Consider the following 25,386-nt stretch of genomic DNA (forward strand, 5'->3'; position numbering starts at 1 on the left):
TTGTCATGTTGTTCACCCAAGAGCAGAACAACGCGGGTAGTTTGATTGTTAAACGCCGATGGTGTATGTTTAACGGTTTCCTCGATTATTTCTTGGATAGTTTGATCCGAAATTGGTGATTCTTTGCTAATTCCATAAATGGAGCGCCGTTCGCGTAGTGCAGTGAATAAATCTTTCTCCAAGTTTTCCATGATACCTCTCCTTATCATATTTTTCGATTTTCAATCTTCCAAATTCCTGTGTCCACGGGAGACAAATTTATTATAACCATTACAAAAAAAAAGTTATGTGAAGTAAATTACATACTTGAATCGATCTTAGTGTGTAAGGGAAATTTAGTTTAATTTAATCAGGGAACAGGAGCGATTTAAGACAATACGTCACATGGTTTTTCGCCGTCAAGGGCTACACGACTGCGCCGGATCATCGAGCTAAGCATCTCAAGGTGCTGCTCGAGGCGAACGTCGTCACGATGGAGAAGCAGGCGAAGCATCGCATCTATCGACTGAATCCGGTGGCGATTTCCAAAGTGGAAGAGTGGACCAGAAAGTATCGATTGATGTGGAGCCGCAAGTTTGAAAAGTTGGACATTTTGCCCCAGGAGCGCATGAAGAAGCTGAACCGCAAACCAAATGAAGTGAACGAAGAACGCGCGAGCAAGGCCGGCATAACGATGAATCTGATTCCTGTCTTTACAGCAATTACTTCGGTTATCTTGGGGCATGCTTTGGAGATGTCACAGATGCTCGGGGGACTCATGACGATTGCCGGTATGTTATTGATTGCAATAAAACGGAAACAGGTATCACAGATTAACGCTCCGTCACTCAACAATAAGACCTAAAGGTATGCCGAAATAATCAGATAAAACACTACAGTCTTCTGTAAAGTAAATTACATACGGGATTCGATCCATATGTTAATTTATAAGAGGAGAATCACCTGATATAGGCATGAAAATGAAATTGTTAAAATGATAAGGGAGCGATGGAATTATGTCACAATATCAAAGCTTAAAAGATGAACTTGAATCATTACAAAATCAGGTCAATGGAAATAACCCTAATGCTGCGGTGGCATTTGAGAAATATATTCAGTATCTTCGAGATCAAGGTGTCGGGAATGGATTGAAAACCGGAGATAAAGCTCCCGATTTTAGACTAGAAGATGCTTCGGGAAAGTTAATTACTCTATCTGAAGAATTGGTCAAAAGCGCTGTCATTCTTATATTCTACCGGGGCGAATGGTGTCCATTTTGCAATTTGCAATTAAAGGCATATGAGCGCATCATGAAAGATATTAAAGCTGCCGGTGCTCAATTGATTGCCATTAGCCCACAAACACCGGATCATTCGCTCTCGACGAAAGAAAAAAATGAACTGAGTTTCTTCGTTCTTAGCGATACGAATAACGAAACAGCGGAGAAATACAACCTTAAATTCAAGATGCCTGATTTTATGCATGCCAATCTCACTATGCTCGCCCAATATAATGGTGACCATTCCTTTGAACTTCCGATTCCAGCCACCTATGTCATCGATAAAGAGGGATTCATTATCGGATCATCCTCGGATATAAATCACAGAACGCGAATGGAACCGTCCGAAGTATTAGAACTAGTTCGATTCTTGAATCAAGGTTGACTATATCGTAAATCCTTATTTATGCAAAGTAACGACTTGTGGAAGTTGTGTAGTCAAATCATTTTCTCGTATAAGTCGTAAAGTCATTAGGAGGATTGATAATTCTGATGAACAAGCTATGGTATTTATCGCAAATAAGCATTTTTGAAGAAATGACACATCAAATTGAGTAAATAGAAGGAAGGTTGATTTAACATGATAGGAACGGAGAGTAAAAAACAAGAAATTTTAAAAGCTTACCAGTTGAGACGTGCTTGCAAGGCATTTGATACCAACAAAAAGATTTCGGATGAAGATTTTCACTTTATTTTGGAGACTGGAAGATTGTCTCCAAGTTCATTTGGCTTCGAGCCGTGGAAGTTTGTCGTGATCCAGAATGCAGCTCTTCGCGAAAAATTAAAACCTGTATCTGGCGGNGGCCAGAAGAGAAGAAGGCTTACGGCCTGACTCGGTTCACGTGAACAAAATGTGGAAAGACATTCATCATATGCCTGAAGAAGTTGTGCAAGATTGGTACGATTTCTACAAATTTTTCGTCGAAACAGAACTCGAAGATAATGACCGTCTCATTTTTGAATGGTCAATCAGACAAACCTATATAGCATTGGGAAACATGATGACAGCCGCGGCTCAAATCGGTATTGATTCCTGTCCGATAGAAGGTTTTGATAAAAAGCAGGTGACCGTTATTTTACAAAATGAGGGTATCATTAACGGCGACGATTTCGGTGTAGCCTGTATGGTCGCTTTCGGATATCGCCAAAAGGATCCTAAACGTCCACAAACAAGACAACATCTCGATGAGATTGTTGAGTGGCGATAAACTTAAGATGATATTTCTCAGCATCAGGGGACATGTTTCACTAACAGGTACTTGAGTTTAAGAATGGGGGTTGCTGCGGGTGCGGCAACTCCCTTTTTATGGTGCTAACTATGATGAAAAAACATTTTAGTACAAGAATGAAACGGAGGCGGAAATGTAGAACTTCTTAGGGTTTCATTTGAACAGAAAATAATAAGGAAGAGCGTGATAATGATGTTAATGAACATGTTCTTTCCGATTATAAATATTTAGTCCACTACTGGACAGTAGAAGGGCGACATCCCTTCTTTGTTATGGTATCCGGGAAGCTGGCTGGGTTTGTTTTAGTGAGGGAAATCAAAGTTGATCCTGAAATATTCATAGCCACGGAGGACCGAGTTAATGCCCGATAAGGGCTCAGACGCGACGAAATCATGCGAATTAGTGGTATATGTCAGATAGACCGTTAAAACCGAGGGACGGGCAGTAGAACGTAACTGAACACTGTTTTCTGTTACATACATTTCTATCCAAGTGGGTAAATTACAAAAGGGGTGAAAGCTCCAATTGCCCCGAAAAACACGATGAGGTTAAGAAGCTGATCGCTGACCTACACGAATAATCTGGAACATTCAGATTACAATAATTGCTGGACATAACAAGCAAATATCAAAGAGGTGAGGAACATCGAATGGTGGTGGACGGCCGTATCGGCGGTTGGGGCTTATCTTTATCTGCATCTGATTTGCCGAATCCTTGGTCGCAAGGTATTATCGCAGTTCAATTTCTTTGATTTCGCTTCGGCCATTACCATTGGCGCACTGACTACCCTAGTAGCGATTCCAACGAATGAGTGGAAAAAGGCTGCCGTCGCACTCGGCATTTTCACCGTTCTTACCTTAACGCTGGATTACTTCATCCAGAAGTCCCCTGGTTTCCGTAGTTTCGTAAATTCCAAGCCCAAAATGGTCATATACAAGGGGCAAATCGATTCCCAACAGCTACGCAAAGCAAGGTTGACCCTTGATGAGCTGCTAACAATTCTTCGCCAAAAAAATGTATTTCATCCAGGCGATGTCTACTGTGCCATACTTGAGACCGATGGACAGCTATCCGTCCTGCCTAAATCCGACAAGATGCCACTCACTCTGGGCGATCTGAATCGTAAGCCTCCGGAGAAGGGGATGATGAATGATGTGATCAAGGACGGTAACATCATTACTGAAAACCTCTGCCATGCCGGATATGACGATAAGTGGCTTCAAAAGAAGCTCCGTGAGCAAGGAATTCAGAGCATCGAGGAAGTGTTCTATGCAGGAGTCGACGGCCAAGGAGCATTGTACGTTTCGATTCGAGATAGGGCCGGCATTGAGAGTGGTAATATTTATATTCAATAAAAGTCGGCCTTACGATAAAAACGTAGGGCCACACCCACACCCTCCAAGTTGTTAGACACATTCTAACAACTTGGAGGGTGAAGTTTTTTTAGGATAGGGGCCCGAAAGGATATAAGTTCTTGTCTTTTATCGATATATGTTCTTGTCCTCCGACAATCAGCAATTTAAAAATTAGATGTTACTGCCAGCGTAAATAATACATACGTACATAATGGCAATTTACAACATATGTCCTTAAAGTAAAAGCAAAGACCACCGGAAATCCGGTGGTCTTTGCATATCAATGTGTAGAGTTTCGAGGAATGCTCGAGGTTAAAATATATCGCTTAACGCGGTCGCCAAACGCTTCCACGGCGATTTTGGCGTCTTGGGGATTAAAGCAGATTTGATCGTAGCGATATCATAATGACAGTTGGAAATTAGACGAGTCAACGGGTCGAAATATTGTCAGTAATCTACTTTATCTACCGTTTTACACAACTTCTAAAAATATAAAATGGAGAATTGTAAACTACATTACATAACTCCAATTTTTTTATAATTATAATCAAGCTATCATTCGATATTGGAGGTTTCAGAACGATGAGCAACTAAAATTTAACCGAACAGCTGGAAGCGGCCACACAGCAGTTTTTGAGGCAGACGCAGGCGGTTATCGACAGCGTAATGGCCGTGATTTACTCCGGAGAGATTGCCCCTTATTGGGCAAAGTAAGGATAGAGGACCGGTACGGCGAATGCCATCCGGTCCTCAGTAAAAAGAGAGCAATAAAATCATCATCCAATAAAAGGGAGGTCGTTCTCTATGAAAAAAATGTTATGGGTCATCCTCATGATGTCCACCGGAACTTCCTTTACGTCGCCTTTATTTCCGCTATTTCAGGAGCAGTACCGATTAAGCAGTCTGCAAATCACCATTTTATTCGCTGTGTATGCGGTCTTCCTATTGCCCTCTTTGCTCATTGTCGGCTCCAGAGGAAGCGGTTGGGGGCTGAAGCGGGTTCTTCGCATCAGCATCCTGTTGTCGATCCTGGCCACCCTTCTCTTTATGGCAAGCCAGCAGGCCTGGCTCGTTTACGGGGCGAGAATACTGGAAGGAATCGCTTATGGAAGCTTTACGGCCACCGCAGTTGGGTTTTTGCTGAAGCAAACGTCCGAAGAGAAAGCGGGCAAAACGATTCTGTTATCGGGTATGGCCGTTTCATTTGGTTTCGGTCTAGGACCTGCCTTTGCCGGTTTGATCATCCAGTATCTGCATCTGATGCCGCTGCGCGCGCCGTTTTGGCTTTTGACCGTTCTGTTGCTGAGCGCTTGGGTCGGCCTGGAAACGTTGCAGGACGAGGATTTTCAAGCCCGGAAGGAACACCGTCGAGCGGCGTCAGCATCGATCTCGCTCGGGGTGTCTACTGACATTAAGCCTCATTTCTGGTCGTTCAGTGCGCTGCCCGTTTTCACGCTTTTTACCTTGAACGGAACCGTTCTCTCCTTGATTCCTTCGTTCGTGAAAAACGTGATTCACACTTCCAACCTTGCCGTTTCCGGTCTCCTGATTCTGCTGCTTATGGGAGGCGGCACGATGATGCAAATGCTGCCTTGGTTCAAACAGCCGGTCGTACGCCTTCGGATCGGTATCGCTTTATTGGCTTGCGGAGCCTGGCTTGTCGTTCTCTCTGGGACGTCGGAAAGCATAAGCCTAATGTGGATCGGGGTGCTCGTTCAGGCGCTAGGCAGCGGTTGGACGTTCCAGATCAGCCTGCGACTGGCCGGCGAGCTTCCGAATGCATCGGAGCGGCCGAAGGTGATCACGACTTTCTACTTTGCGGGTTACATCGGATTTATTGTTCCCATCGTGGGAGTCGGTCTCCTAAGCTACTTATTTGACTTGTACGTGTCTCTGATCGTCCTGAATGTTCTCGCTTCCCTGGTGGTTCTCTACATGTTGTGTTATTCCGTAAGGTTTGCCCGGTACTATGCCGCCAGAAACGGAACGCAAGAAGCTCAGGCGGAAAGTCTTTCATCCAAGGCGGGTTCGCAGGCCTTGCAATCCTGACGGATGAGGGGGCGGTTTAATTGCCATGCCGATGGGAGAAGGCCATTCGAACGGCCGGATCAACACCTTGAATGGGAGATCGGACATGAAACAAGTTATTCAACATTTGCTGAGTTTCACACCGACGAGGATCGTGCTGGCGCTTGCTCTTTTTGTCCCGTTCCTGTTTACCGTGATCTGGATGACCGGTTACCATAACGCGACACAGCGCCTCGGCGTGCTGCAGATCGCCGTCGTCAATAAGGGGAGGGGTTGACGGAGAATCCTCCCCATAGAGTACAGCCGGCTATACGCCTCGGCCGCTCCGGTAGAGCAACAGATACAATTTGGATTCAGCCGATCTTCCCGGTTTGCGCAGCCAATTGTAATCTGGTTTACAGATAATAAAAGAATTGGGTCGTAAAATAAAATAGGAATGAACGAAATTTGTATTAAGGGAGATGCTCGAAAATGAGTTATTTAGCCTTATCTGGAAAAACAGCACCGGTCACTGGAGGATTTTCCCTATAAACGTTCTGAAAGCCACCTTGAAACATTGAGCCAGTAGTGTCCGGTCGGTTCCATTCCCACAATTGCTGCGGTTAAGTTATGGGTGCTCTGTAACCGCTGGATCCATTGCTGAAGGTTGTGAAAGCCATCTTCATCGTTTGAAAAGGATAAGGGATTACCGATCACAATACCGCGAAAGTTGACTTTCAGGCACCAAACAACGGCTCAACCAAAATTTAACCAAACAGCTGAAAGCGGCCACACGCCAGTTTAAGCCCAATTCACCGATTAAATCGCAGATCTAGATCGGTCAAATGTTCGTATTTGAAAATATATGGAGAACTGTAATCTACTTCACAGAACTCCGCTTTAATTTAGAATTATAATCAAGCTATCAATCGACATTGGAGGTTTCAGAACGATGAGCAACCAAAATTTAACCGAACAGCTGGAAGTGGCCACACAGCAGTTTAAGGCAAATGCGCCGATTGAAGCGCAGATCAAGATCGGTCAAATGATTGAGGAACTTCAGAAATCGGGGATCGCTTCCGGGAAGCAACCAGGCGAAAAGGCGGTGGACTTTAAATTAACAAACGCGCTAGGCCGGGATGTAATTTTATTTGAAGAGCTCGCGAAAGGACCGGTTGTGCTGGTCTTCTATCGCGGCGGATGGTGTCCTTTTTGCAATATGCAATTAAAGGCTTACCAGCAGATATTGCCGGAAATCCAGGCGGTAGGAGCGCAGCTTATAGCGATTAGCCCGCAAAAGCCGGATCATTCGTTGTCCCTTCAGGAAAAGGAAAAATTGGAATTTCAAGTCCTTAGCGATCCGAACGGCTTGGTAACGGCCAAGTACAATCTGCTCTTCGAAGTTCCGCCGGGAGTAAGGGAAGTCACGGAAGGTATCGGACTTGATCTTGCGGAGTACAACAATACCTCGAAATGGATTTTGCCGGTTCCTGCTACTTTCATGATCGATGAGAGCGCCATTATCCGCTCCGCTTATGTCAATCCGAATTTTATGCAGCGTCAAAGCCCGGAGGAAATTTTGCGAGAGCTAAAAAAGCTGTAACGATTTTTGCATCATTCATATGTGAGCAGAATAATCGATTATGGGTAGAACAAGTCTGAAGAAGCGAGGCTTTATTATCACATGTATAATTATCTTGCCGTAGGATAAGACCTGACATAACCATGTATGCTAGTGATACGGGAGAAGCTTATATGGCTGGCTCCGTACGGAGAAGGAAAAGCTGGAGATCACATCAAATGCTTACCTATTGCTACTTTAGTATAGCTTTAATTGACATCAATCCTCAAAGTGGTTGTGATTACAAGATCGGTTATCAAAGAGAGTAAAATAGAAGGAAGGTTGATTCCACATGATAGGAACAGAGAGTAAAAAACAAGAAATTTTAAAAGCTTACCAGTTCAGACGTGCTTGCAAGGCATTTGATACCAACAAAAAGATTACGGATGAAGATTTTCACTTTATTTTGGAGACAGGAAGATTGTCTCCAAGTTCATTTGGCTTCGAGCCGTGGAAGTTTGTCGTGATCCAGAATGCAGCTCTTCGCGAAAAATTAAAACCTGTATCTGGCGGNGTGAGGATATGGTGGAATTTAAAGGATTTTGGAGACAGGAAGATTGTCTCCAAGTTCATTTGGCTTCGAGCCGTGGAAGTTTGTCGTGATCCAGAATGCAGCTCTTCGCGAAAAATTAAAACCTGTATCTGGCGGTGCCACGGGACAACTGCCCACTGCCAGCCATTTTGTAGTTATATTGGCCAGAAGAGAAGAAGGCTTACGGCCTGACTCGGTTCACGTGAACAAAATGTGGAAAGACATTCATCATATGCCTGAAGAAGTTGTGCAAGATTGGTNAATTAAAACCTGTATCTGGCGGTGCCACGGACAACTGCCCACTGCCAGCCATTTTGTAGTTATATTGGCCAGAAGAGAAGAAGGCTTACGGCCTGACTCGGTTCACGTGAACAAAATGTGGAAAGACATTCATCATATGCCTGAAGAAGTTGTGCAAGATTGGTCCGATTTCTACAAATTTTTCGTCGAAACAGAACTCGAAGATAATGACCGTCTCATCTTTGAATGGTCAATCAGACAAACCTATATAGCATTAGGAAACATGATGACAGCCGCGGCTCAAATCGGTATTGATTCCTGTCCGATCGAAGGTTTTGATAAAAAGCAGGTGACCGCTATTTTACAAAATGAGGGTATCATTAACGGCGACGATTTCGGTGTAGCCTGTATGGTCGCTTTCGGATATCGYCAAAAGGATCCCTATCGTCCACAAACAAGACAACATCTAGATGAGATTGTTGAGTGGCGATAAACTTAAGATGATATTTCTCAGCATCAGGGGACATGTTTCGCTAACAGGTGCTCGAGTTTAAGAATGGGGTTGCTGCGGGTGCGGCAACTCCTTTTTTATGGTGCTAACGGGTAGGATTCTTTGGGTGACTGAAACAATGGAGTCATCCCAATTCTACCCATGGCGACAAAAATACCTGACACAATAAAGAAGCTGCTTTAAGATTGGCTGCAAAATATAACAACGCTAAAAGAAAGAATATGTCATTTATTTGGGATTTCATCAATTTAAGAAAAGGGAGCGTTTGATTTAACATGGCACAAGTTCTATACATTACTGCTAATCCAAAATCAATTGAAAACTCAGTTGGTCATCGAGTAGGACAAGCTTTTCTTAAAGCATATTGCGAAACTCATGCAAATGATAAGATTCAGGAAATAAATTTATATGAAGAGGAATTTCCAATCGTGGATCTCGATATCCTTACCAGTTGGGAGAAAATGCGTCGAGGGGGAATGCCATTTTCAGAGTTGAGTCAAGTCGAACAGCAAAAAATCAATGCTTTAAATCAATTTATAGATCGAGTAACGAGCGCTGATAAATACGTATTTGTATCTCCTATGTGGAACTGGAGTATTCCACCACGATTAAAAGAATTTATCGATTCCATTGTGGTGGCCGGAAAAACATTTCATTACACCGAAAATGGTCCTGTCGGACATTTAATAGGTAAAAAAGCCATTCATATTCAAGTTAGCGGCGGTATTTACTCGCAAGGACCTTTGACGAAAATGGATCATAGTCACCCGTATTTAAAACAAGTGCTTAACATCATAGGTATAGATAATGTAGAAGTATTATATGTAGAAGGACATGATTTTGACCGAGAGCGAGCAGATGAAATTATTCGCAAAGGTATATCGGATGCAGAAAAGCATGCGATGACTTTTTAATCACGATGTCGATTTCGCCCCCAGCTCGTGGCGCTGTTTCCGAGTGCGGAGCACTGCTCGTCGTCGTCGACCAGAAGGGATTTTTCGAACGGGAAATGGTAAATGCCCCTGCTTTGCACGACGGAGCCGGTCCCGCTGCCATTAGATGATCCAGTCCGGATGCTCGTCATGGTGCTTGGCTTGTTCATGGATAATTGACGACAACTGAGATTACAAAGTAGTGGTTTTACTCAAGCGGATAATCATAGCGAATGAAACCTTGTAATTGGCAACCTTGTCATAGAGCAAACGAGCTGTGGTATTGTCTTGACGAGTATGCCAGTAGAATCGAGAAGCGTTATTTTCTCGCGCCGATTGCGCTAGCCGTTCAATGAGTGCCCGAGCCACCCCATGCCCACGGGAAGCCTCGTCGACGAATAGATCTTGCAGATAGCAGGCATCTTCCATCCAGATAGTGCGATGGAACTGGTAGTGGGCTATACCGACTAAATTTCCTTGTAAGTGCGCGCCAAAACCGTATATACCATCAGCATTCAACAAACGGTGCCACACCTCATCATATATTGAGTCGTGGAGATCAGTCTCGTAAAAGGTTTTATAACCTCGAGCCATGATGTTCCAGCTGTTACGATCCTCTGCTCTCAGTGGTACAATGTCAATCGAGATTTGTTTGTTCGATATTCCTGCCATTTTGGCTCATCCTTTCAATTATAGTAAGAGTAGCAAAGGGTAGTATTTATAAATTTATTTTAGCTTATTGGGATAATATATAAAATACTAATATCTTGAATTCAGCGCACGAGTCTGCATCAATAAATAAGGCACAACTCGAAAAATAACACTCGTAATGTGAAATATTTCGCAGAAGGATTCGTCTCATTCGGTTAAGATAAGCTCATGAAACATACATCACAACAATAAGGAGTGTTCAAGCATGAAAAAAGTAGCTATTATCGTACATGCCACGGAGAATGAAGGGGGAAGAGTGTCTCATGCCCTGCTGTATGGCCAAGAGCTGCACGAGGCTAACTTCGATGTCAAAATTTATTTCGACGGCCAAGGTACGACCTGGGTCAAAACGCTGGAGGATCCATCCCACATGTTCAATCCTCTTTACAAAGCTGCTAAAGGGCTGGGCCTCATCGCCGGAGTTTGCAATTTCTGCGCGAACGTATTCGGAGTGACCGAGGATGCCAAATCCGCCGGCCTCCCGACATTCGCGGATGTGGAAGGACACCTCAGCATTTCGAAATTGATTGCGGACGATTACCAAATCATCACCCTTTAATTTCGAAGCGGAGTAAACACCGTTTGACAACAGGAGATGGGCTGGTCAAGACACCTTGATCAGCCCGTTTTCGCTTTCGCTTGACTCTCTCCCGTTTCGGCCATCATACCGCAGGAGTTGTTTAAAATTTACTCCTTACTAAGTAAATAGTTAGAATACAGTCATGGAGAGCAGAAAAAATCAAAATGCAAGCGGATTTCGAATCGATGCCTGAGGCGCTGCAGCACAAAGTAAAAGAAGTGAGCGAAAAGGAACTTTTTATCCTGATCCAAATTCTTAAAGCGATTCAGGAAGAAGGCGGCATCGACTCTGCAGCGGAAATCGAACCGCTTGCGATCATGATATTGGCAGGCGGTAAAGGGATTTTACAATATCACTGGGTATTCGGAAGGAAATTATCCCATGTTTTTTTCAAACAAATCAATCGGCTTATTCAATAACCCGGCCGTAACTGGGTTCTTATGACTTCAGCGGGAGCAAGGGGGAGATGGAAATAAAGAATGTCTTATTGTATGGAGCCCATCATTGCGCCGCATGCGCCGAAGCCATAAAGTTCTTTCAACAGGAAGGAATTCCTTACCAATACAAGGACGTCGGAACCGACAAGGAGGCTTTCGCCGAAATGCTTCGTCTCGGCGGTATCGCGACGCCGTTGATCGTAGCCGGTACGCACGTATTTCATTCGTTTGACCGCCAGAAATTGAAGGAGGCATTGAAACCGCATGGATAAGCTTTGGTATTTATCGAGAATCAGCATTTTTGACTCTCTCTCTCCGGAGGATTTTAAGGAAATCGATATGATGGCTCCGATAAGCCATTTTAATGCAGTTCCCAAAGGCACGCTTATCCAAACTCCTGAACATCATCGCGACGGCTTGTTTTTCGTAAAAACAGGCACACTCCGGATGTACAAAGTGAACGCCGAAGGCAAGCAGTTTACCGCTGCGATCCTGGGGAGCGGCAATATGTTCGGCGAAATCGACTCCTTATCCTTAGGAACGCACGAAATGTACATCGAAACGATCGAAGAGACCTTGATCTGCTCCGTTCTGCGCGAGCATTTCGAAAAGTTCCTCCTGAAAAGACCGGAGCTGGCCATGCGATTTCTGAAGGTTTTAAGCAATCAGCTGAAGGAGAAAGAGGAGCTACTTGAAAAGCTGGCCATCGGTAATATCGAAGATCGCGTGCTGCATTTGCTGCTTAAATTATCCGAGCAGTTCGGCACGGAAAATGACGGCTTCGTCAAAATCGATTTTCCTTTGACCCACCAAGAAATTGCCAATATGATCGGCGTAACGCGCGAATCGGTGACCACGATTTTGAAGGACTTGTCCCAAAAAGGCATCCTCCGAACCGGTCGAATGCAGATCTCGGTTCATTCGCAAAAATTCAGAGCATACTTGAATCATGCTGAGTTTTAACAATAACGAGCGATTACATGCAAAACGAAACGGCCTAAATCCCATGGAATTCAGGACAAAACGTCCTGGTGTACCTTATACGGAATCAGCTTTGAACGTTCATCTTCAAGTTTCACATTTAGAAGTGAAGAATTGGAGTTGCCCTGGTTGACTTGTGGAATATGGCATGTGTGAACAGCATTTGCCCAATCCTCCTAATCATCTGATTTTAAATTTACACAAGCCGGTCGTCGGCTCTTTCATCACGTAGATGCTGCCTTCTTATGCAGCTCGCTTGCCAGCTTGATGCGCTGGCATTCCCTGCCCAAGAGCGTGCTGAGCGGTTGACCGAGTGTGATATAATTCAGCCCGACATCGCTCATCGCCTGGAGTTTGCCCACAACAGAATTAGTTCGTGACAGGCAAAATCAAAATGAATTCGGAAGTTGGACTCTCTAATACTTATCTTTCATTTTCAAGACGTATTACCCATACAAACACAGATACACTAAACGGCCAAATTAACTATTCGGCTGAGAGTGAGAGCCCTCAAGGCTCATTTTCTGCATGCCACAAGGCACGCATCTTTAGCCGGTGAAAGTCGGTCGCGGGAGGGGTCAAGCCCCGCGTTGCTAGGAGGCCTGCGTATGTCGAAATCCATGCGTATGAAGTGCATCGACGAAAGTACCGATCGGAGACTGAGAGTGCGACAAACCAAGCGTAACAGCTAAAGCTTCTTCATGATAAAAACGAGTTTACAATCACTTCAATATTCATCAGATTTTTTAAACCGCTAGTTAAGGCGTTTCTAACATAATGAACGCGACTCGTCATCGAAGCGTTTTCAATGACTGGATATTTGACAGTAAGTTTTGAATAGCCGCGATAGTGTTGGCCAATTGTAATCTGGTTTACAGATAATAAAAGAATTGGGTGGTAGAATAAAATAGGAATGAACGAAATTTGTTTTAAGATATTCGGCTATTTCACACATGGTAGAAGGCGGTGGATAATGGTGGATAATTAATATAGGACGAATGTTTGATGAACACCAGGTGAGTTGTGGAAGTGAGGGAAAGTCTAGACAACGACGCACACAGCTGCAATTATTTAACTTGTATGCAATATAGTTGTTGGCGAAGTAAATTGATGATCTTGGTATGATTCCCTCGTGAGTTTTGCTTAAAATTTATTTGTAAATAATTTAAATGCTCCGTGATATGGATGAAAACAGAAGAGGAGGCCTTCCTATGCATTATAAAGCGATTATTATCGGTACAGGTCCGGCCGGTCTAACGGCGGCGATCTATCTGGCAAGAGCGAATGTTGCTCCACTTGTTATTGAAGGAATTCAACCTGGCGGCCAATTGACTACAACAACCGAGGTCGATAACTTCCCGGGGTTCCCGGACGGGATTATGGGTCCTGAGCTGATGGATAACATGCACAAGCAAGCGCTGCGCTTCGGCGCTACGATTCAGCCGGGACGGGTGACGGAAGTGGACATGTCCAAGCGGCCGTTCACGCTGTTCTTGGAGGACGGCGGTCAATTGACGGCTGATTCGTTGATTATTTCGACAGGGGCATCGGCCAAGAAGCTGGGCATCCCCGGCGAAACCGAGAATATCGGCAGAGGTGTCAGTACCTGTGCGACCTGCGACGGCTTCTTCTTCCGCAACAAGAGAATCATCGTGATTGGCGGCGGAGATACCGCGATGGAGGAGGCGCAATTCCTGACCCGGTTCGCGTCCGAAGTTCGGGTCGTGCATCGCCGCAATGAACTGAAGGCTTCGAAGATCATGCAGGATCACGCGCGCGGCAATGAGAAGATCGCTTGGAGCCTGAACCGGACACCGCTCGAAGTAACGACGGGGCCGATGGGCGTAAGCGGACTGAAAGTGCGTAACAACGAAACGGGCGAGGATGAGCTGCTGGAAGCCGACGGGATTTTCCTGGCGATCGGCCACACGCCGAATACGGGTTTCTTGGGCGGGCAGCTGCCAACAGATGAGCTCGGTTACCTGCAAGTCATTCCGGGCACATCCCAAACCGCCATACCTGGCGTTTTCGCCTGCGGCGACGTGCAGGACCGCATTTACCGCCAAGCCATTACGTCGGCAGGCAGCGGCTGTATGGCCGCACTGGATGCGGAACGGTTCTTGTCCGAGCAGCACGCTTAATATTTTCGCATAACGAATCAACCAATCATTCCTAAGGGAGGACATATGCCATGTCAGTTCAACCGATAACAGATGCTACTTTCCAAAATGAGACCGCAGCGGGCACTGTGCTCGTCGATTTCTGGGCGCCTTGGTGCGGACCTTGTAAAATGATCGCTCCGGTACTGGACGAACTGTCCGCCGAGATCGGCGATAAAGCCAAAATCGTAAAAATCAATGTGGACGATAATCCGGAATCCGCGGCCAAATACAACGTCATGAGTATCCCCACCCTGTTAATATTCAAAGACGGGCAAGTCGTGAACCAACTCGTCGGGGTGCAACCGAAAGATCGATTGAAGGCGGCTATCGAGCAGGCCTGAGTCTGAACAATCCTTTAGGTGAACCTATTACTTGTCTGAAGAGTTAGCTAAAGGCCCGGTCATTCTTATTTTTTATCATGATGAATGGTACCCGTATTGTAACATGCGGTTAAGGGCATATGAACGTATCATGGGAGATCGAGCATTTGACGCCAGTTTGATTAGTCCGCAAACTCCCGATCATTCTCTTTCCATGAAAGAAAAACATGAATTATGCTTTCATGTCTTGAGTGATCCAGGTAATAAAAAGGCAGAGCACTTTAATTTGAAATATAAGTTGCCAGATTACATGCATGAATTTCTTCGTAACGTGGGTATGATACTTGAAGAATTTAATAGTGACGATTCGTTTGAGCTGCCTTCTATGGCAACTTATATAATAAATCAAAACGGCGTAATCACAGCCGGCTATGCGGATGTTTTACGATTATGGCTCCCGGGGCGATAATCGGAGCGGGGCTTCCGGAAAACGGATAGGCGAAGGATCTAAAATCAGGGGAATTGAGGATACTATATAAATAGTTACCTAGGTAGAGACTCAGTAAATTTAATTTGTCCGGCCAGCTGTGGATCATTATAATGAAGCATGTTTTTTCTTAAATCTTCGTCATCTTGAATATTGAAGTATGGGGTGTGGAAATGAACGGCATAAACGATAAACATAATGAATTGGCAACTTTCGCTGGAGGGTGCTTCTGGTGTATGGTATCGCCGTTTGAGGAAATGCCGGGCATCATCAAGGTCGTTTCCGGCTATACAGGCGGTCACAAGAATAATCCTACGTATGAGGAGGTTTGCTCCGAGACTACGGGACATAGGGAAGCGGTGCAAATAACGTTTGATCCGGAGGTTTTTCCTTATGACAAGCTGCTGGACATTTATTGGCCACAAATCGACCCGACCGATCCGGGCGGGCAATTTCACGACAGAGGCGAATCCTACCGGACAGCTATTTATTACCATAATGAGGAACAAAAGAACAAGGCGGAAGCATCGAAGCGAAAAATTGCCGAGAGCGGCCGATTCAATAAACCGATTGTGACGGATATTTTACCGGCACAATCGTTCTATCCTGCAGAAGATTATCATCAGAACTATCATAAAACCAATACGCTCCGCTATAAAATGTACCGCAGTGGATCCGGCAGGGATCAATTTATTGAACAGCATTGGAAGCTCAGGAAGGATCTGGATCAATTAAAGCAGAAGCTTACGCCGATGCAATATGAAGTGACCCAAAATAACGGTACAGAGCCGGCATTTAATAACGAATATTGGGATCATAAACAAGAAGGGATATATGTGGACGTTGTTTCGGGAGAGCCCCTCTTCATTTCGCTGGATAAATTTGATTCGGGCTGTGGATGGCCCAGCTTTACCAAATCGATCGGAGATTCTCACTTGACGGAAAAGCTGGATCAAAGCCATGGCATGATTCGTACCGAGGTGAGGAGCCAGGAAGGTAATTCCCATTTGGGCCATGTCTTTGCCGATGGACCACAGGATAAAGGTGGGTTGCGTTATTGCATTAACTCGGCAGCGCTTCGCTTTATTCCGAAGGAGGATCTGAAGAAGGAAGGATACGGGGAATACCCTCACTTGTTTGAAAATGATTCTTTGAAGAACTAAGTTTTATGAGATCCGCAGTCCGCAGTATCCCAAAAATAATGAAAAGGGTGCGTGAAGAAATGGAATCACGATTGAACTTAACACACAAAATTGGTCAAGGGATTTCACCTCAACAGTTCATGGATGACATGCAGATTCGGGCGATAGAAAACAGTAATATCCCGAATACCAAAGAGCAGTTTATCTCCGTTTACGAGAATTTCACATGGAAGCAAGAAGACCAGAAAGCATTCTTTACCGCTTTAAACAATCGCTCCAACCTGCACTGTTTGATTCTATGCACGGATTGGTGCCCGGACGTCATCTGGAACGTCCCCATACTATTTCGAGTGATGGAGCAGAGCCGCATTTCGACTGAAGTGTTGCTCATGGAAAAGCATATGGAAACCATGGATCTCTTTCTCACGGATGGCGGGCGAGCGCAGCCGATCGCGGTTTTCTTGAATGGGACCGGAGATGTTCTAGGCAGATGGGGAGCGCGTCCAGCCTATATTCAGGCCGTGATGGATCGGTTTAAAAAGAACAATCCANCCGGAGATGTTCTAGGCAGATGGGGAGCGCGTCCAGCCTATATTCAGGCCGTGATGGATCGGTTTAAAAAGAACAATCCAGATAAACAGGAAGCCGGTTATAAGGAGAAATTGAACCAAACATATCGGGAGATCGGCGAGCTCTATCATGCTAGCAACGAATATCAGGAAGTTATGCTTCATGAATTAAGAGATCTGTTTACTACCTTTCCTTCGTGAATTTTCACTCTATCTCGAAACAGGGATGACCGGACAGCAGTCATTTCACAATTATTGATTGTTGTCCGCATCAAACCTGAAGAGCATCATCGGCACAGCACCATACATTGATGTTTCGGGGGCTTTTTGCGATCATCCTAGTGTTAATGCAAACATTAGGTATAAACATGAGCAGATCGCCGAGACTGATATGCTCCCCTTAAGGTAAACAGGTGAAATAATAAAAACCTGCTACTGAAAGGGGAGCTTTATTTGTCCAGACGACAGCATTGGATAAACTTACTATACTTGGAAGTGATTTCATTGATCTGCTGCTTGAGAAGGCTCATGTCTTTGGTGGGGAGGTCGGTTTTAATGCTGTAGGCCTCTGACTCGAAGTTTTTCTGTGAAGTGATTCGCTTGGTGTATCGTTCTAAGAAGGAATCACAAACTGATACTAAACTTAATGATCAGGAGAAGGCTATTGCCACAAATGCATATCGGCTACTTAATGATTGGAAAACCCCAAGGTAATGAAGAAAGATGGAAGTTTCTCGGAAGAAGAACCAAATGCAGAAAACTGTTGCGGAGGACCTGCACCTTCTGGAACGAACGCGTGCTGCTTAGCTGACGCAGATGCAAAGGCAGTTGGGCATGAAGGTTGTGGCTGTGATACTAATTCAAATGCTACAAAATCTGTATCAAATTCCTGTTGTTAATAATAGTTTGGAACAAATGGCCGTGAATAAACTTCACGGTCATTTGTTTAGATGTTGTTTTAAATACCAGATGCTTCGATAAAATTAAATTACTTATAACACAACAACTTCTACAATTAATCCTTGCTCAAAATTTCTTATTAATTTCTGTTTCACTACACGCATTAAACAGATGGTCGGTATACAGTTCCACCTGAGGCAAGAGCTTCAATTAATGTTCACTTCTCATGAACAAACCTCTAAAATTGATAATTAATTATTCGGGAGGAAATGCTACAAATAATCGACCCGAAAATATTTATGAGCTGCAAAATGATACACTGAAATAAGGAGATGACAGAGATGAGTAATAGCAACATCCAAACCTTAACATTAGGTATGGGTTGCTTCTGGAGCACTGACGCTTTATTCGGACAAATTACAGGCATTATCAGAACGTGTGTAGGCTTTGCAGGAGGAACTAAAGATAATCCGACCTATGAACAACTCGGAGACCAGACCGAAACGGTCGAAATGGATTTCGATTTCTGGTATCGTGAGTTTAGAAACCATATTGGATGTGTTCTGGAGCAACCATAATCCTGTAAATATAAACGAATATAAAGGTCAACAGTATAGATCCTTGATATTGTTTCGTAATCCGTTACAGCATAGTGTAATCCTAGAGGTCCTGAGAACCATTGAAGAACAAAAAGGAATACTTGAAACCGCGGTTGCTCCGTATACCGGTTTTTTCTCTGCGGAAGATAGACATCAGAAATATTACTTGAAACGATATCCAGATGCAATAAAAAAACTGCGAACCTTCTTTCCAACTGATGACGAACTAACGTATTCAACCTTGGCTGCACGTTTAAACGGCATGGCTAGAGGTTATACCAATATAGAGAAAATTATAGACGAAATCCGGACTTGGCAGATTAGCAGGAAGGAACAGGAAGAAATAATCCATCTAATCAAGCGGAAAAAATGGTAAGCATCAGAAATAATCTCTAAGAATGATATTATTTCTGATGCTCTTCCGCATAGGCGGTGGGATCAGTTCCTGATGTCCCTCGTCCCATTAACCGGAGTTACGGATCTAAATTAGGAGCCGCATCGCTTACGACAAGCAGCTCAGCTTTTACATGGTACATCATTCGTATTATGAGATGGAAGCGATAGACGCCTTGTGCAATTACAAGGTGAACAGCAGCATTCTTGAAGATTTGTTTCTGTACTTCCATAATGATGCAAATATTTACTCATATCGCAGATCAACGAATGTGCATATTGCATTCGGAGATTTGTACCACTAAGGTCAAGATAGAGCCTACCTAAAAGGTAGCCTCTTTCTTTTGGCTGTTTCCCTAAAGGGAAGAAATGATGGTTAGTTAAGCCATCACAATAATATATTACCCCAATCTGTTTAATTTACACATAAAAAGCACATTCAAATAAATGTATGTTATGTCATGTTACTCTCACTCTCCTAAGGTTTAGTACGTTTTCATGGACGTTTTCCATCCCGCGATCACATAGGTAGGTTCTAATTTCATCGGCGGGGAGAAGGAACAGCCGAAGAGTTCCAATGCACCTTTGTTTTATAAACTGTCTAAGTTCAGGGAATACAATGTCGACACAGCGGTGGATTTGATTCAACAGCATTCGTATTTATTTGTTTTTGTGCCGTCGACTATACGATTCCATTCTTAACATGTTGGCAATAAACAGAACATCTCTGAAGAAATAATTAGTTGAGTTTCTTAATTCACGAATAAACATCCTTTTTTATAAGAATATTATAATAGGAATATTAAATTAAAAGGGGATTATTATCGATGGAAAAGTTTCTATTGAAATCATTGTTCGTAATTTCGTTGTCTGCCGCTCCATTCATTTTGAAACGTAAGAACTTACTTCTTTATTTAGTTGTTTTCTTTTCAAAATGTGTGTTATCAACATCCCTTGATTCTTATTTCATAAAAAAAGGGAAAATATCATATCCCGTCCGACCGCTACCAAAAATATTCGATACAAATATTTTATATGATTTAATGTTCTTTCCTCTTTTAAGTGTAGTATGGGTAAGATGGTCTTACCAAAGTAAACCACTTGAACTCGTGATCAAAAGTTTAATTTTTACTGTACCTCTCGCTTTCGGTCAATATATTCTTGAGAAGAAAACGAAATTGTTCAATTGGAAATCATGGACTATTTTCCACACATTCCTGTGCTGCAATATTACATTGTTTACAGTTAGGGGCCTTGTAGGTTTACTCAAACAAGTTCTACCTGAAAATCAATTAACAGAAGTTAATATCAAGAAAAATAATAGAAGCAACTTACCTGAGATGATTAAAATTAATACTGCTACACAACCACTTAAAATCAAGACTAGAATATGAACAAACCAATATTATCGAAAAATATTATATGGAGCATAGCACTTCCACGAGTGTTCAGTTTTTAAATGGAGAAATATGTAAAAGCTCCTGACATAGATTTTATGTGAATTTATAGTAAAATTTAAAATAACTTGCTTTTTGGCCTGCGACTCGGGTCCACAACCCGACGTGTTATCCTTTTCACCACGATCTCCATGGTGGTCAAAAGCGGGCTCGAACCGCTATGCAGATGGAGGCAAGATGCACCTTTCTTGCCTCGAAATCCTGGTTTATTAATTCAGGGATTTGAAACCACTCGAACCGCAAGGTTAGCGAACAAGCTCTTGATTAACATCGAGCCTATTTGCGTGGCATGTATGTTCGCCAGATTCGCACTAGATATCATTACATCCTCTGGTGCGAGAATGAATGAACTGCTGCAGATCAGTTATGATAAAGACTGCTGTGTGGTGACAGTTGATAAGAGCGTTAGTCCACCGAGAAAAAACTACATCTTCCGTTTTAAAGGAAGGGAAGAACCTGAGAACTATTATATGCCGGAAGAAGTTTTCAAGTTTATGAACGAAATTTTGAAGATGCTAAAAGAGTCGATTTTCAATGTTCCAAGCTGCAAGGGACACCATCTACTGCAAGGGGCTTCATAATGTCTAGATTCTAGAACTCTCAGACATTGATGGATTTTTAGTTCAACAATTGGCGCTGGTTTTTTCTAAATATGATTGCGATTTTGTTTGGTTAATTAGTCCTCCTTAAGTACATGAATTAATTATAACCATTGCATCAAGAATGACAGTACCCTTGGCAAATTCTTCAGATAAAGTAATCAACTTTCCCGAATCATCTTTCAGTGTAAAATCGGAAGCCTTTTCATCAGTGTTCAATCCATTCCCAACACCTTGATCTATCGCAGAATCCTAATGCCAGACTGTTGCAAACCGGAATTGAAGACGGTCACGAATTTTAAATTGTTTCCTTTAGGCCTCGCTGTTGATTGACGGGACGCTAATCTGTGATACCTGTTTCCGTTTTATTGCGATCAATAACATACCGGCAATCGTAAGGAGTCCCCCGAGCATCTGCGACATCTCCAAAGCATGCCTGAAATAATTGCTGTAAAGACAGGAATCAGATTCATCGTTATGCCGGCCTTGCTCGCGCCTAGTATCTTAACGCCTTGATTCCAAAAGATAAACGAACCGACTGACGGGAACACTCCCATGTATATAACCCCTATGATCCCCAAAGAAGTGATTTTGTCGGAGTGAATCGGCTGGAAAAATAAAAAAGGAATCATCAGAATAGCAGCGACCATCGCAATCATCGCAACCAGTGTCACAGGCGGAATGCCTTTTGCTTTCTTTAAAAGCAATGAATAAGCAGCCCAACATAAAACGGCCAACAGCATGATCGCATCGCCCTCGTTATACTGAGTATGAAACAACTGCAGCAGGTTGCCTTTCGTCAACACAATCAGAACACCAATAAACGAGGTGATTAATCCAATGAACTGAAAGGCACTTACTTTTTCTCTCAGGAAAATCAAAGAAAAGAGCATAATCAAACCAGGCGCAAGGGTAGTAATAGAGCGCTGTTCGTTGCAGATGTGAACTGCAATGAAGCATATGAGAGATAGGTGTAGAGCACAATGGATAAAGTAGCTAGCAAAATGATTAACACCCAGTTATTCCTCCATATTTGATCCCCTGAAGGCTTCTCAATAAATTGGGCAATGGGAATAAGGAGAATCAGTCCGACGACCCACCTTAGAAAGACTGTCCATTCAGCAGGTAATTCAGCTACAATCAATTTTCCAAAAATGATATTACCGGCCCAAAACAGATTAGCGCCGATCAGAAATGTCCATGCCTTATATTTCACCATATTTTTCACCTTCACTTTTTTTGTTTTGCAGATTAACTTGTCKTTAGCTACAATAGCTCTAAAATCGCTAGATCAGAACGAATGGAATCGTGAACTTCGAGAAGTGGAACGTATACGAATCAATGGGCTATAGCTATTGCCCATCGAATTCTTTAAAAGGGGTTTTTGGGTTTCTGTGTTGAAGCTCTCACCCGAGATGACTTTGTTATCAGTAATCACAGTGGACGATTCGGGTTCGCCTAGGGAAAAGGGAAAACTTCAAGGTCAGTTCCAGAGGCCTTCAGGCTACAACTATCTCAGTATCTGGAGTCCCGAACGAACAATGACTCTGCACTATTTACTTCGAACTATAAGTGAAGAGTGTCAGTATACTCAATATAACGATTATTGACGAATTGACGTTCACAGCTTCATCATGTCGATTTTCGGGAATTGGCCGAAGCTAGCGCGGATATCCTTAGTTATATAAAATGGGATATCATGTTATTAAACAAAGAGACTGTCATTGAGACAGCCTCAAGGTTAAATTAAATTTCTTTTCACCTGCTGCGGCAGACGGTTTACCGAACGGCATTTGGGCAATCAGTTTCCAGCTTTCCGGCAACTTCCATTCTGCTTTTACCCGTTCATCAATCAATGGATTGTAATGCTGTAGGTTTACACCCAGCCCTTCAGCCTCCAGTGCCATCCAGATCACCAATTGGTGCATTCCGTTTGTATGCTGTGACCAAATCGGGAAGTGTTCTTGGTAAGATGGATATTGTTCCATAAAACTATCAATAATTGACTGATCTTCAAAGAAAAGCACTGTACCGTATCCGTTCCGAAATCCGTTCATTTTTTCCTGAGTAGAAGAAAATTGTTCGGCAGGAACGGCTGCTTTGAGAACTTCGGTCGTAATATCCCATAACTTGTCATGTTGTTCACCCAAGAGCAGAACAACGCGGGTAGTTTGATTGTTAAACGCCGATGGTGTATGTTTAACGGTTTCCTCGATTATTTCTTGGATANTTGTCATGTTGTTCACCCAAGAGCAGAACAACGCGGGTAGTTTGATTGTTAAACGCCGATGGTGTATGTTTAACGGTTTCCTCGATTATTTCTTGGATASTTTGATCCGAAATTGGTGATTCTTTGCTAATTCCATAAATRGAGCGCCGTTCGCGTAGTGCAGTGAATAAATCTTTCTCCAAGGTTTCCATGATAAATCTCCTTACCATATTTTTCGATTTTCAATCTTCCAAGTTCCTGTGTCCAGGGGAGACAAATTTATTATAACCATTACGAAAAAAAAGTTATGTGAAGTAAATTACATACTTGAATCGATCTTGTGTTTAAGGGAAACTTAGTTTTAATTTAATTAGGGAACAGGAGCGATTTAAGACAATACGTCACATGGTTTTTCGCCGTCAAGGGCTGCACGACGGCGCCGGATCATCAAGCTATTAGCAACTCACGCTACGGAAATTTGCGGACATATTCAGATCAGCTCTCCTGCGGTGTCGCAGCATCTCAAGGTGCTGCTCGAGGCGAACGTCGTCACGATGGAGAGGCAGGCGAAGCAGCGCATCTATCGACTGAATCCGGTGGCGATTTCCAAAGTGGAAGAGTGGACCAGAAATTATCGATTGATGTGGAGCCGCAAGTTTGAAAAGTTGGACATTTTGCTCCAGGAGCGCATGAAGAAGCTGAACCCCAAACCGGAGAACACGATCATATATTTGAATTATTTGAAACGCTAGACAACCAGTTCTATAACGGACTCAGTGAAGACCTGGAATTGAAATTAGAAACTGTTGTAAAACGAATTAATCAAAATTGACCATTGAACTAACGGGTAACGATAATTGAATAAAACACAAAAGGCTGCCGCATGCAGCCTTTGTGCTAACTGGCAGTATACTTCTACATTTTCACCCATAAGAACAAAAAAAATTATAATGGAGTTCAAATGACATGAAAGAGATAATTCTCTGGTCGTTACTGATATTACCTTGGGCGTCCTTGTTGTTTTTGAAAATGGATACTGTACGCAGATATATGCCTGTCGCTTTGTTTATGACCATCATCCATACATTGGCTTATCAAGCAGCTTACCATTACGGATGGTGGGAAGAGTCAGGTTCCAGTCTGTTCGGGTGGGATAGAGTCATCCCGGTTCCTTGGGTGTATGGAGCATATTTGGCTATTGTTATTTGGGTATTCCGCTTTACTTTCGGGAAAATATGGCTATATTTGGTTGTCAATGTCCTTTTGGATGGGCTATTTATGTACATCGTTTATCCGATATGGCAACGGATGGGGCTTGTTTCGAGTGAATCGACTTTGCCTACAATAGCTGTTGTTGCTATGATGGTCGGTTTTGCTTTGATCATTTATCTGTATCAAATGTGGCAAGATAAAGTGTTTAAGGAGCAGAAAGCAAAGCACACAAATGACCAAAAGTTGAATTGGCGTCCCCTACATTGGAGGAAGAAAGCGAGGTAATCGAAAACATGAAGTTTTAGATTTCCTTTTGAGCAGAAAATATACATCAAAATATAAAGACAAAGCCACTCCCCATAATGGAGTGGCCTATTTATTTAGGAAAAATAATGTATTATAAGCTAACAGATAACGATAGTTCAAAGGGGGAACTTGCTATAAAACAGCGTTTTTCTATTGAAAAGTCGGAATGATCTAATACACGTGAAGAAGGTTATAAGAAACAGAGTTATGACATCGTAATTATCGGTTTTGGGGCAAAATTTAATTGAAAATAATAGAGTCTATGTAATAATGGATGGCGAAACGATTGAAGTTGTGGAACCACAGAGAAATAAATCGTTCTGGTATGAAGCGTATTTAGGAATAAGGCTTTTGCAAAAATTCTATTTGAAGGTTTTCAAGGATGGTAGAGTTGAATCGCAAGAAATCAATGTCTAACAATATATATCTTGGTATAATGCTGATCTCAACAAATGAAGGGGATATAAATGAACAAAGAAGATGTTAAGCAACGTATTAAGGATTACCAGCAGGCAGAAGGAGTGCATTAAACACGAGAAATTATACCCTAAGGTGCTTGAACAAGGGTTGGTACTTCTTTGCCCAAATTGCAATTACACTCAAACATACATCCCGGATCTTTTTTTAGATGATGGTT

Annotated in this window: 30 protein-coding genes and 4 pseudogenes; 27 read left to right on the forward strand and 7 right to left on the reverse strand. The window is 43.1% G+C overall.

What is annotated here, in order from left to right:
• Positions 1 to 191 (reverse strand): nitroreductase family protein (locus ASG85_RS22590; RefSeq protein ID WP_200961698.1); only part of this gene is annotated, 191 nt, incomplete at its 3' end.
• Positions 192 to 472: 281 nt separating this feature from the next.
• Between ASG85_RS22590 and ASG85_RS22595 the strand changes: the two genes are divergently transcribed.
• From ASG85_RS22595 to ASG85_RS22620, 7 genes and pseudogenes are all read left to right on the forward strand, one after another.
• Positions 473 to 844, forward strand: a complete 372-nt coding sequence (locus ASG85_RS22595; RefSeq protein ID WP_057304539.1) for an EamA family transporter — start codon at positions 473 to 475, stop codon at positions 842 to 844.
• Positions 845 to 995: 151 nt separating this feature from the next.
• Positions 996 to 1,643, forward strand: a complete 648-nt coding sequence (locus ASG85_RS22600; protein ID WP_057304538.1) for a peroxiredoxin-like family protein — start codon at positions 996 to 998, stop codon at positions 1,641 to 1,643.
• 195 nt (positions 1,644 to 1,838) lie between these two features.
• Positions 1,839 to 2,059: nitroreductase family protein (locus ASG85_RS39305; protein ID WP_235550202.1), on the forward strand; the 221-nt coding region annotated here is incomplete at its 3' end.
• A 1-nt stretch (position 2,060) separates the two neighbouring features.
• Positions 2,061 to 2,466: pseudogene (locus tag ASG85_RS39310) on the forward strand (nitroreductase family protein); the annotation flags it as partial.
• A gap of 656 nt (positions 2,467 to 3,122) precedes the next feature.
• Entirely contained in the window at positions 3,123 to 3,842 is a 720-nt protein-coding gene (locus tag ASG85_RS22610; protein WP_060647788.1) for a DUF421 domain-containing protein, read from the forward strand.
• A gap of 804 nt (positions 3,843 to 4,646) precedes the next feature.
• Positions 4,647 to 5,891 carry an MFS transporter gene (locus ASG85_RS22615; protein WP_063860349.1) on the forward strand — a complete coding sequence of 415 codons (1,245 nt, stop codon included), beginning with the start codon at positions 4,647 to 4,649 and terminating at the stop codon, positions 5,889 to 5,891.
• 85 nt (positions 5,892 to 5,976) lie between these two features.
• A complete protein-coding gene (locus ASG85_RS22620; RefSeq protein WP_156390071.1) occupies positions 5,977 to 6,147 on the forward strand; it encodes a hypothetical protein in 171 nt (56 codons plus the stop codon).
• Between the two features lie 257 nt (positions 6,148 to 6,404).
• Here ASG85_RS22620 and ASG85_RS39320 read toward each other — a convergent pair.
• Positions 6,405 to 6,584, reverse strand: a pseudogene (locus ASG85_RS39320) (IS110 family transposase); the annotation flags it as partial.
• A 217-nt stretch (positions 6,585 to 6,801) separates the two neighbouring features.
• Here ASG85_RS39320 and ASG85_RS22625 point away from each other — a divergent pair.
• From ASG85_RS22625 to ASG85_RS22635, 5 genes and pseudogenes are all read left to right on the forward strand, one after another.
• A complete protein-coding gene (locus ASG85_RS22625; RefSeq protein WP_057304535.1) occupies positions 6,802 to 7,452 on the forward strand; it encodes a peroxiredoxin-like family protein in 651 nt (216 codons plus the stop codon).
• A 310-nt stretch (positions 7,453 to 7,762) separates the two neighbouring features.
• Positions 7,763 to 7,983 (forward strand): nitroreductase family protein (locus ASG85_RS38060; protein ID WP_235550197.1); only part of this gene is annotated, 221 nt, incomplete at its 3' end.
• 26 nt (positions 7,984 to 8,009) lie between these two features.
• A pseudogene (locus tag ASG85_RS39325) lies at positions 8,010 to 8,262 on the forward strand (nitroreductase family protein); the annotation flags it as partial.
• A 137-nt stretch (positions 8,263 to 8,399) separates the two neighbouring features.
• Positions 8,400 to 8,735 (forward strand): nitroreductase family protein, encoded by a 336-nt coding sequence (locus ASG85_RS39330; protein WP_235550203.1) that lies wholly within the window; start codon positions 8,400 to 8,402, stop codon positions 8,733 to 8,735.
• 293 nt (positions 8,736 to 9,028) lie between these two features.
• Positions 9,029 to 9,667 carry an FMN-dependent NADH-azoreductase gene (locus ASG85_RS22635; RefSeq protein ID WP_060647791.1) on the forward strand — a complete coding sequence of 213 codons (639 nt, stop codon included), beginning with the start codon at positions 9,029 to 9,031 and terminating at the stop codon, positions 9,665 to 9,667.
• A 210-nt stretch (positions 9,668 to 9,877) separates the two neighbouring features.
• On the opposite strand, the gene ASG85_RS22640 is transcribed toward ASG85_RS22635, so the two are convergent.
• A complete protein-coding gene (locus ASG85_RS22640) occupies positions 9,878 to 10,357 on the reverse strand; it encodes a GNAT family N-acetyltransferase (protein ID WP_235550198.1) in 480 nt (159 codons plus the stop codon).
• A 244-nt stretch (positions 10,358 to 10,601) separates the two neighbouring features.
• Between ASG85_RS22640 and ASG85_RS22645 the strand changes: the two genes are divergently transcribed.
• The 13 genes from ASG85_RS22645 (at position 10,602) to ASG85_RS22700 (ending at position 21,004) form a co-directional block, all read left to right on the forward strand.
• On the forward strand, positions 10,602 to 10,955 hold the full coding sequence (locus ASG85_RS22645; RefSeq protein WP_057304531.1) for a DsrE family protein: 354 nt from the start codon (positions 10,602 to 10,604) through the stop codon (positions 10,953 to 10,955).
• 185 nt (positions 10,956 to 11,140) lie between these two features.
• Positions 11,141 to 11,395 (forward strand): hypothetical protein, encoded by a 255-nt coding sequence (locus ASG85_RS22650; RefSeq protein ID WP_060647792.1) that lies wholly within the window; start codon positions 11,141 to 11,143, stop codon positions 11,393 to 11,395.
• 47 nt (positions 11,396 to 11,442) lie between these two features.
• A complete protein-coding gene (locus tag ASG85_RS22655) occupies positions 11,443 to 11,685 on the forward strand; it encodes a glutaredoxin family protein (RefSeq protein ID WP_060647793.1) in 243 nt (80 codons plus the stop codon).
• Positions 11,678 to 12,376 carry a Crp/Fnr family transcriptional regulator gene (locus ASG85_RS22660; protein WP_060647794.1) on the forward strand — a complete coding sequence of 233 codons (699 nt, stop codon included), beginning with the start codon at positions 11,678 to 11,680 and terminating at the stop codon, positions 12,374 to 12,376. The genes ASG85_RS22655 and ASG85_RS22660 overlap by 8 nt, the downstream gene beginning before the upstream one ends.
• 1,229 nt (positions 12,377 to 13,605) lie before the next feature.
• Positions 13,606 to 14,535: a thioredoxin-disulfide reductase gene (trxB, locus tag ASG85_RS22665; RefSeq protein WP_060647795.1), complete on the forward strand. Its 930-nt coding sequence runs from the start codon at positions 13,606 to 13,608 to the stop codon at positions 14,533 to 14,535.
• A 50-nt stretch (positions 14,536 to 14,585) separates the two neighbouring features.
• A complete protein-coding gene (trxA, locus tag ASG85_RS22670; protein ID WP_057304526.1) occupies positions 14,586 to 14,897 on the forward strand; it encodes a thioredoxin in 312 nt (103 codons plus the stop codon).
• A gap of 31 nt (positions 14,898 to 14,928) precedes the next feature.
• Positions 14,929 to 15,345 carry a redoxin domain-containing protein gene (locus tag ASG85_RS22675; RefSeq protein ID WP_060647796.1) on the forward strand — a complete coding sequence of 139 codons (417 nt, stop codon included), beginning with the start codon at positions 14,929 to 14,931 and terminating at the stop codon, positions 15,343 to 15,345.
• A 191-nt stretch (positions 15,346 to 15,536) separates the two neighbouring features.
• Complete coding sequence (gene msrB, locus ASG85_RS22680) at positions 15,537 to 16,526, forward strand: peptide-methionine (R)-S-oxide reductase MsrB (protein WP_060647797.1); 990 nt, start codon at positions 15,537 to 15,539, stop codon at positions 16,524 to 16,526.
• 59 nt (positions 16,527 to 16,585) lie between these two features.
• The coding region (locus ASG85_RS22685; protein WP_235550199.1) for a thioredoxin family protein at positions 16,586 to 17,056 on the forward strand (471 nt) is incomplete at its 3' end.
• Between the two features lie 1,259 nt (positions 17,057 to 18,315).
• Positions 18,316 to 18,552, forward strand: coding sequence for a peptide-methionine (S)-S-oxide reductase (locus ASG85_RS39620; RefSeq protein WP_268796131.1), 237 nt, complete (start codon positions 18,316 to 18,318; stop codon positions 18,550 to 18,552).
• Positions 18,452 to 18,949: a peptide-methionine (S)-S-oxide reductase gene (locus tag ASG85_RS22690; RefSeq protein WP_268796132.1), complete on the forward strand. Its 498-nt coding sequence runs from the start codon at positions 18,452 to 18,454 to the stop codon at positions 18,947 to 18,949. Before ASG85_RS39620 ends, ASG85_RS22690 begins: the two co-directional genes overlap by 101 nt.
• An 844-nt stretch (positions 18,950 to 19,793) precedes the next feature.
• The gene (locus ASG85_RS22695) at positions 19,794 to 20,360 is read left to right on the forward strand and encodes a CBO0543 family protein (RefSeq protein ID WP_057304523.1); all 567 of its coding nucleotides are present in this window, start codon (positions 19,794 to 19,796) and stop codon (positions 20,358 to 20,360) included.
• Between the two features lie 251 nt (positions 20,361 to 20,611).
• Positions 20,612 to 21,004, forward strand: coding sequence for a hypothetical protein (locus tag ASG85_RS22700; RefSeq protein WP_057304522.1), 393 nt, complete (start codon positions 20,612 to 20,614; stop codon positions 21,002 to 21,004).
• A 392-nt stretch (positions 21,005 to 21,396) separates the two neighbouring features.
• Here ASG85_RS22700 and ASG85_RS37120 read toward each other — a convergent pair whose 3' ends face one another.
• The 4 genes and pseudogenes from ASG85_RS37120 to ASG85_RS37130 all read right to left on the reverse strand — a co-directional run.
• Positions 21,397 to 21,828 (reverse strand): DMT family transporter, encoded by a 432-nt coding sequence (locus ASG85_RS37120; protein ID WP_162257283.1) that lies wholly within the window; start codon positions 21,826 to 21,828, stop codon positions 21,397 to 21,399.
• A gap of 89 nt (positions 21,829 to 21,917) precedes the next feature.
• A complete protein-coding gene (locus ASG85_RS37125; RefSeq protein WP_057304520.1) occupies positions 21,918 to 22,241 on the reverse strand; it encodes a DMT family transporter in 324 nt (107 codons plus the stop codon).
• Positions 22,242 to 22,743: 502 nt separating this feature from the next.
• The coding region (locus tag ASG85_RS22715; RefSeq protein WP_156396752.1) for a nitroreductase family protein at positions 22,744 to 23,251 on the reverse strand (508 nt) is incomplete at its 5' end.
• 1 nt (position 23,252) lies between these two features.
• Positions 23,253 to 23,434: pseudogene (locus ASG85_RS37130) on the reverse strand (nitroreductase family protein); the annotation flags it as partial.
• Positions 23,435 to 23,677: 243 nt separating this feature from the next.
• On the opposite strand from ASG85_RS37130, the gene ASG85_RS36675 reads away from it, so the two are divergent.
• Both ASG85_RS36675 and ASG85_RS22725 read left to right on the forward strand, forming a co-directional pair.
• Positions 23,678 to 23,983: an ArsR/SmtB family transcription factor gene (locus ASG85_RS36675; RefSeq protein ID WP_268795922.1), complete on the forward strand. Its 306-nt coding sequence runs from the start codon at positions 23,678 to 23,680 to the stop codon at positions 23,981 to 23,983.
• Positions 23,984 to 24,197: 214 nt separating this feature from the next.
• Positions 24,198 to 24,728: a hypothetical protein gene (locus ASG85_RS22725; protein WP_235549342.1), complete on the forward strand. Its 531-nt coding sequence runs from the start codon at positions 24,198 to 24,200 to the stop codon at positions 24,726 to 24,728.
• The last annotated feature ends 658 nt before the right edge of the window (positions 24,729 to 25,386 follow it).

Origin of the sequence: Paenibacillus sp. Soil724D2 (assembly GCF_001427935.1) — a bacterium.
In the GTDB taxonomy this organism is placed as follows: domain Bacteria; phylum Bacillota; class Bacilli; order Paenibacillales; family NBRC-103111; genus Paenibacillus_E.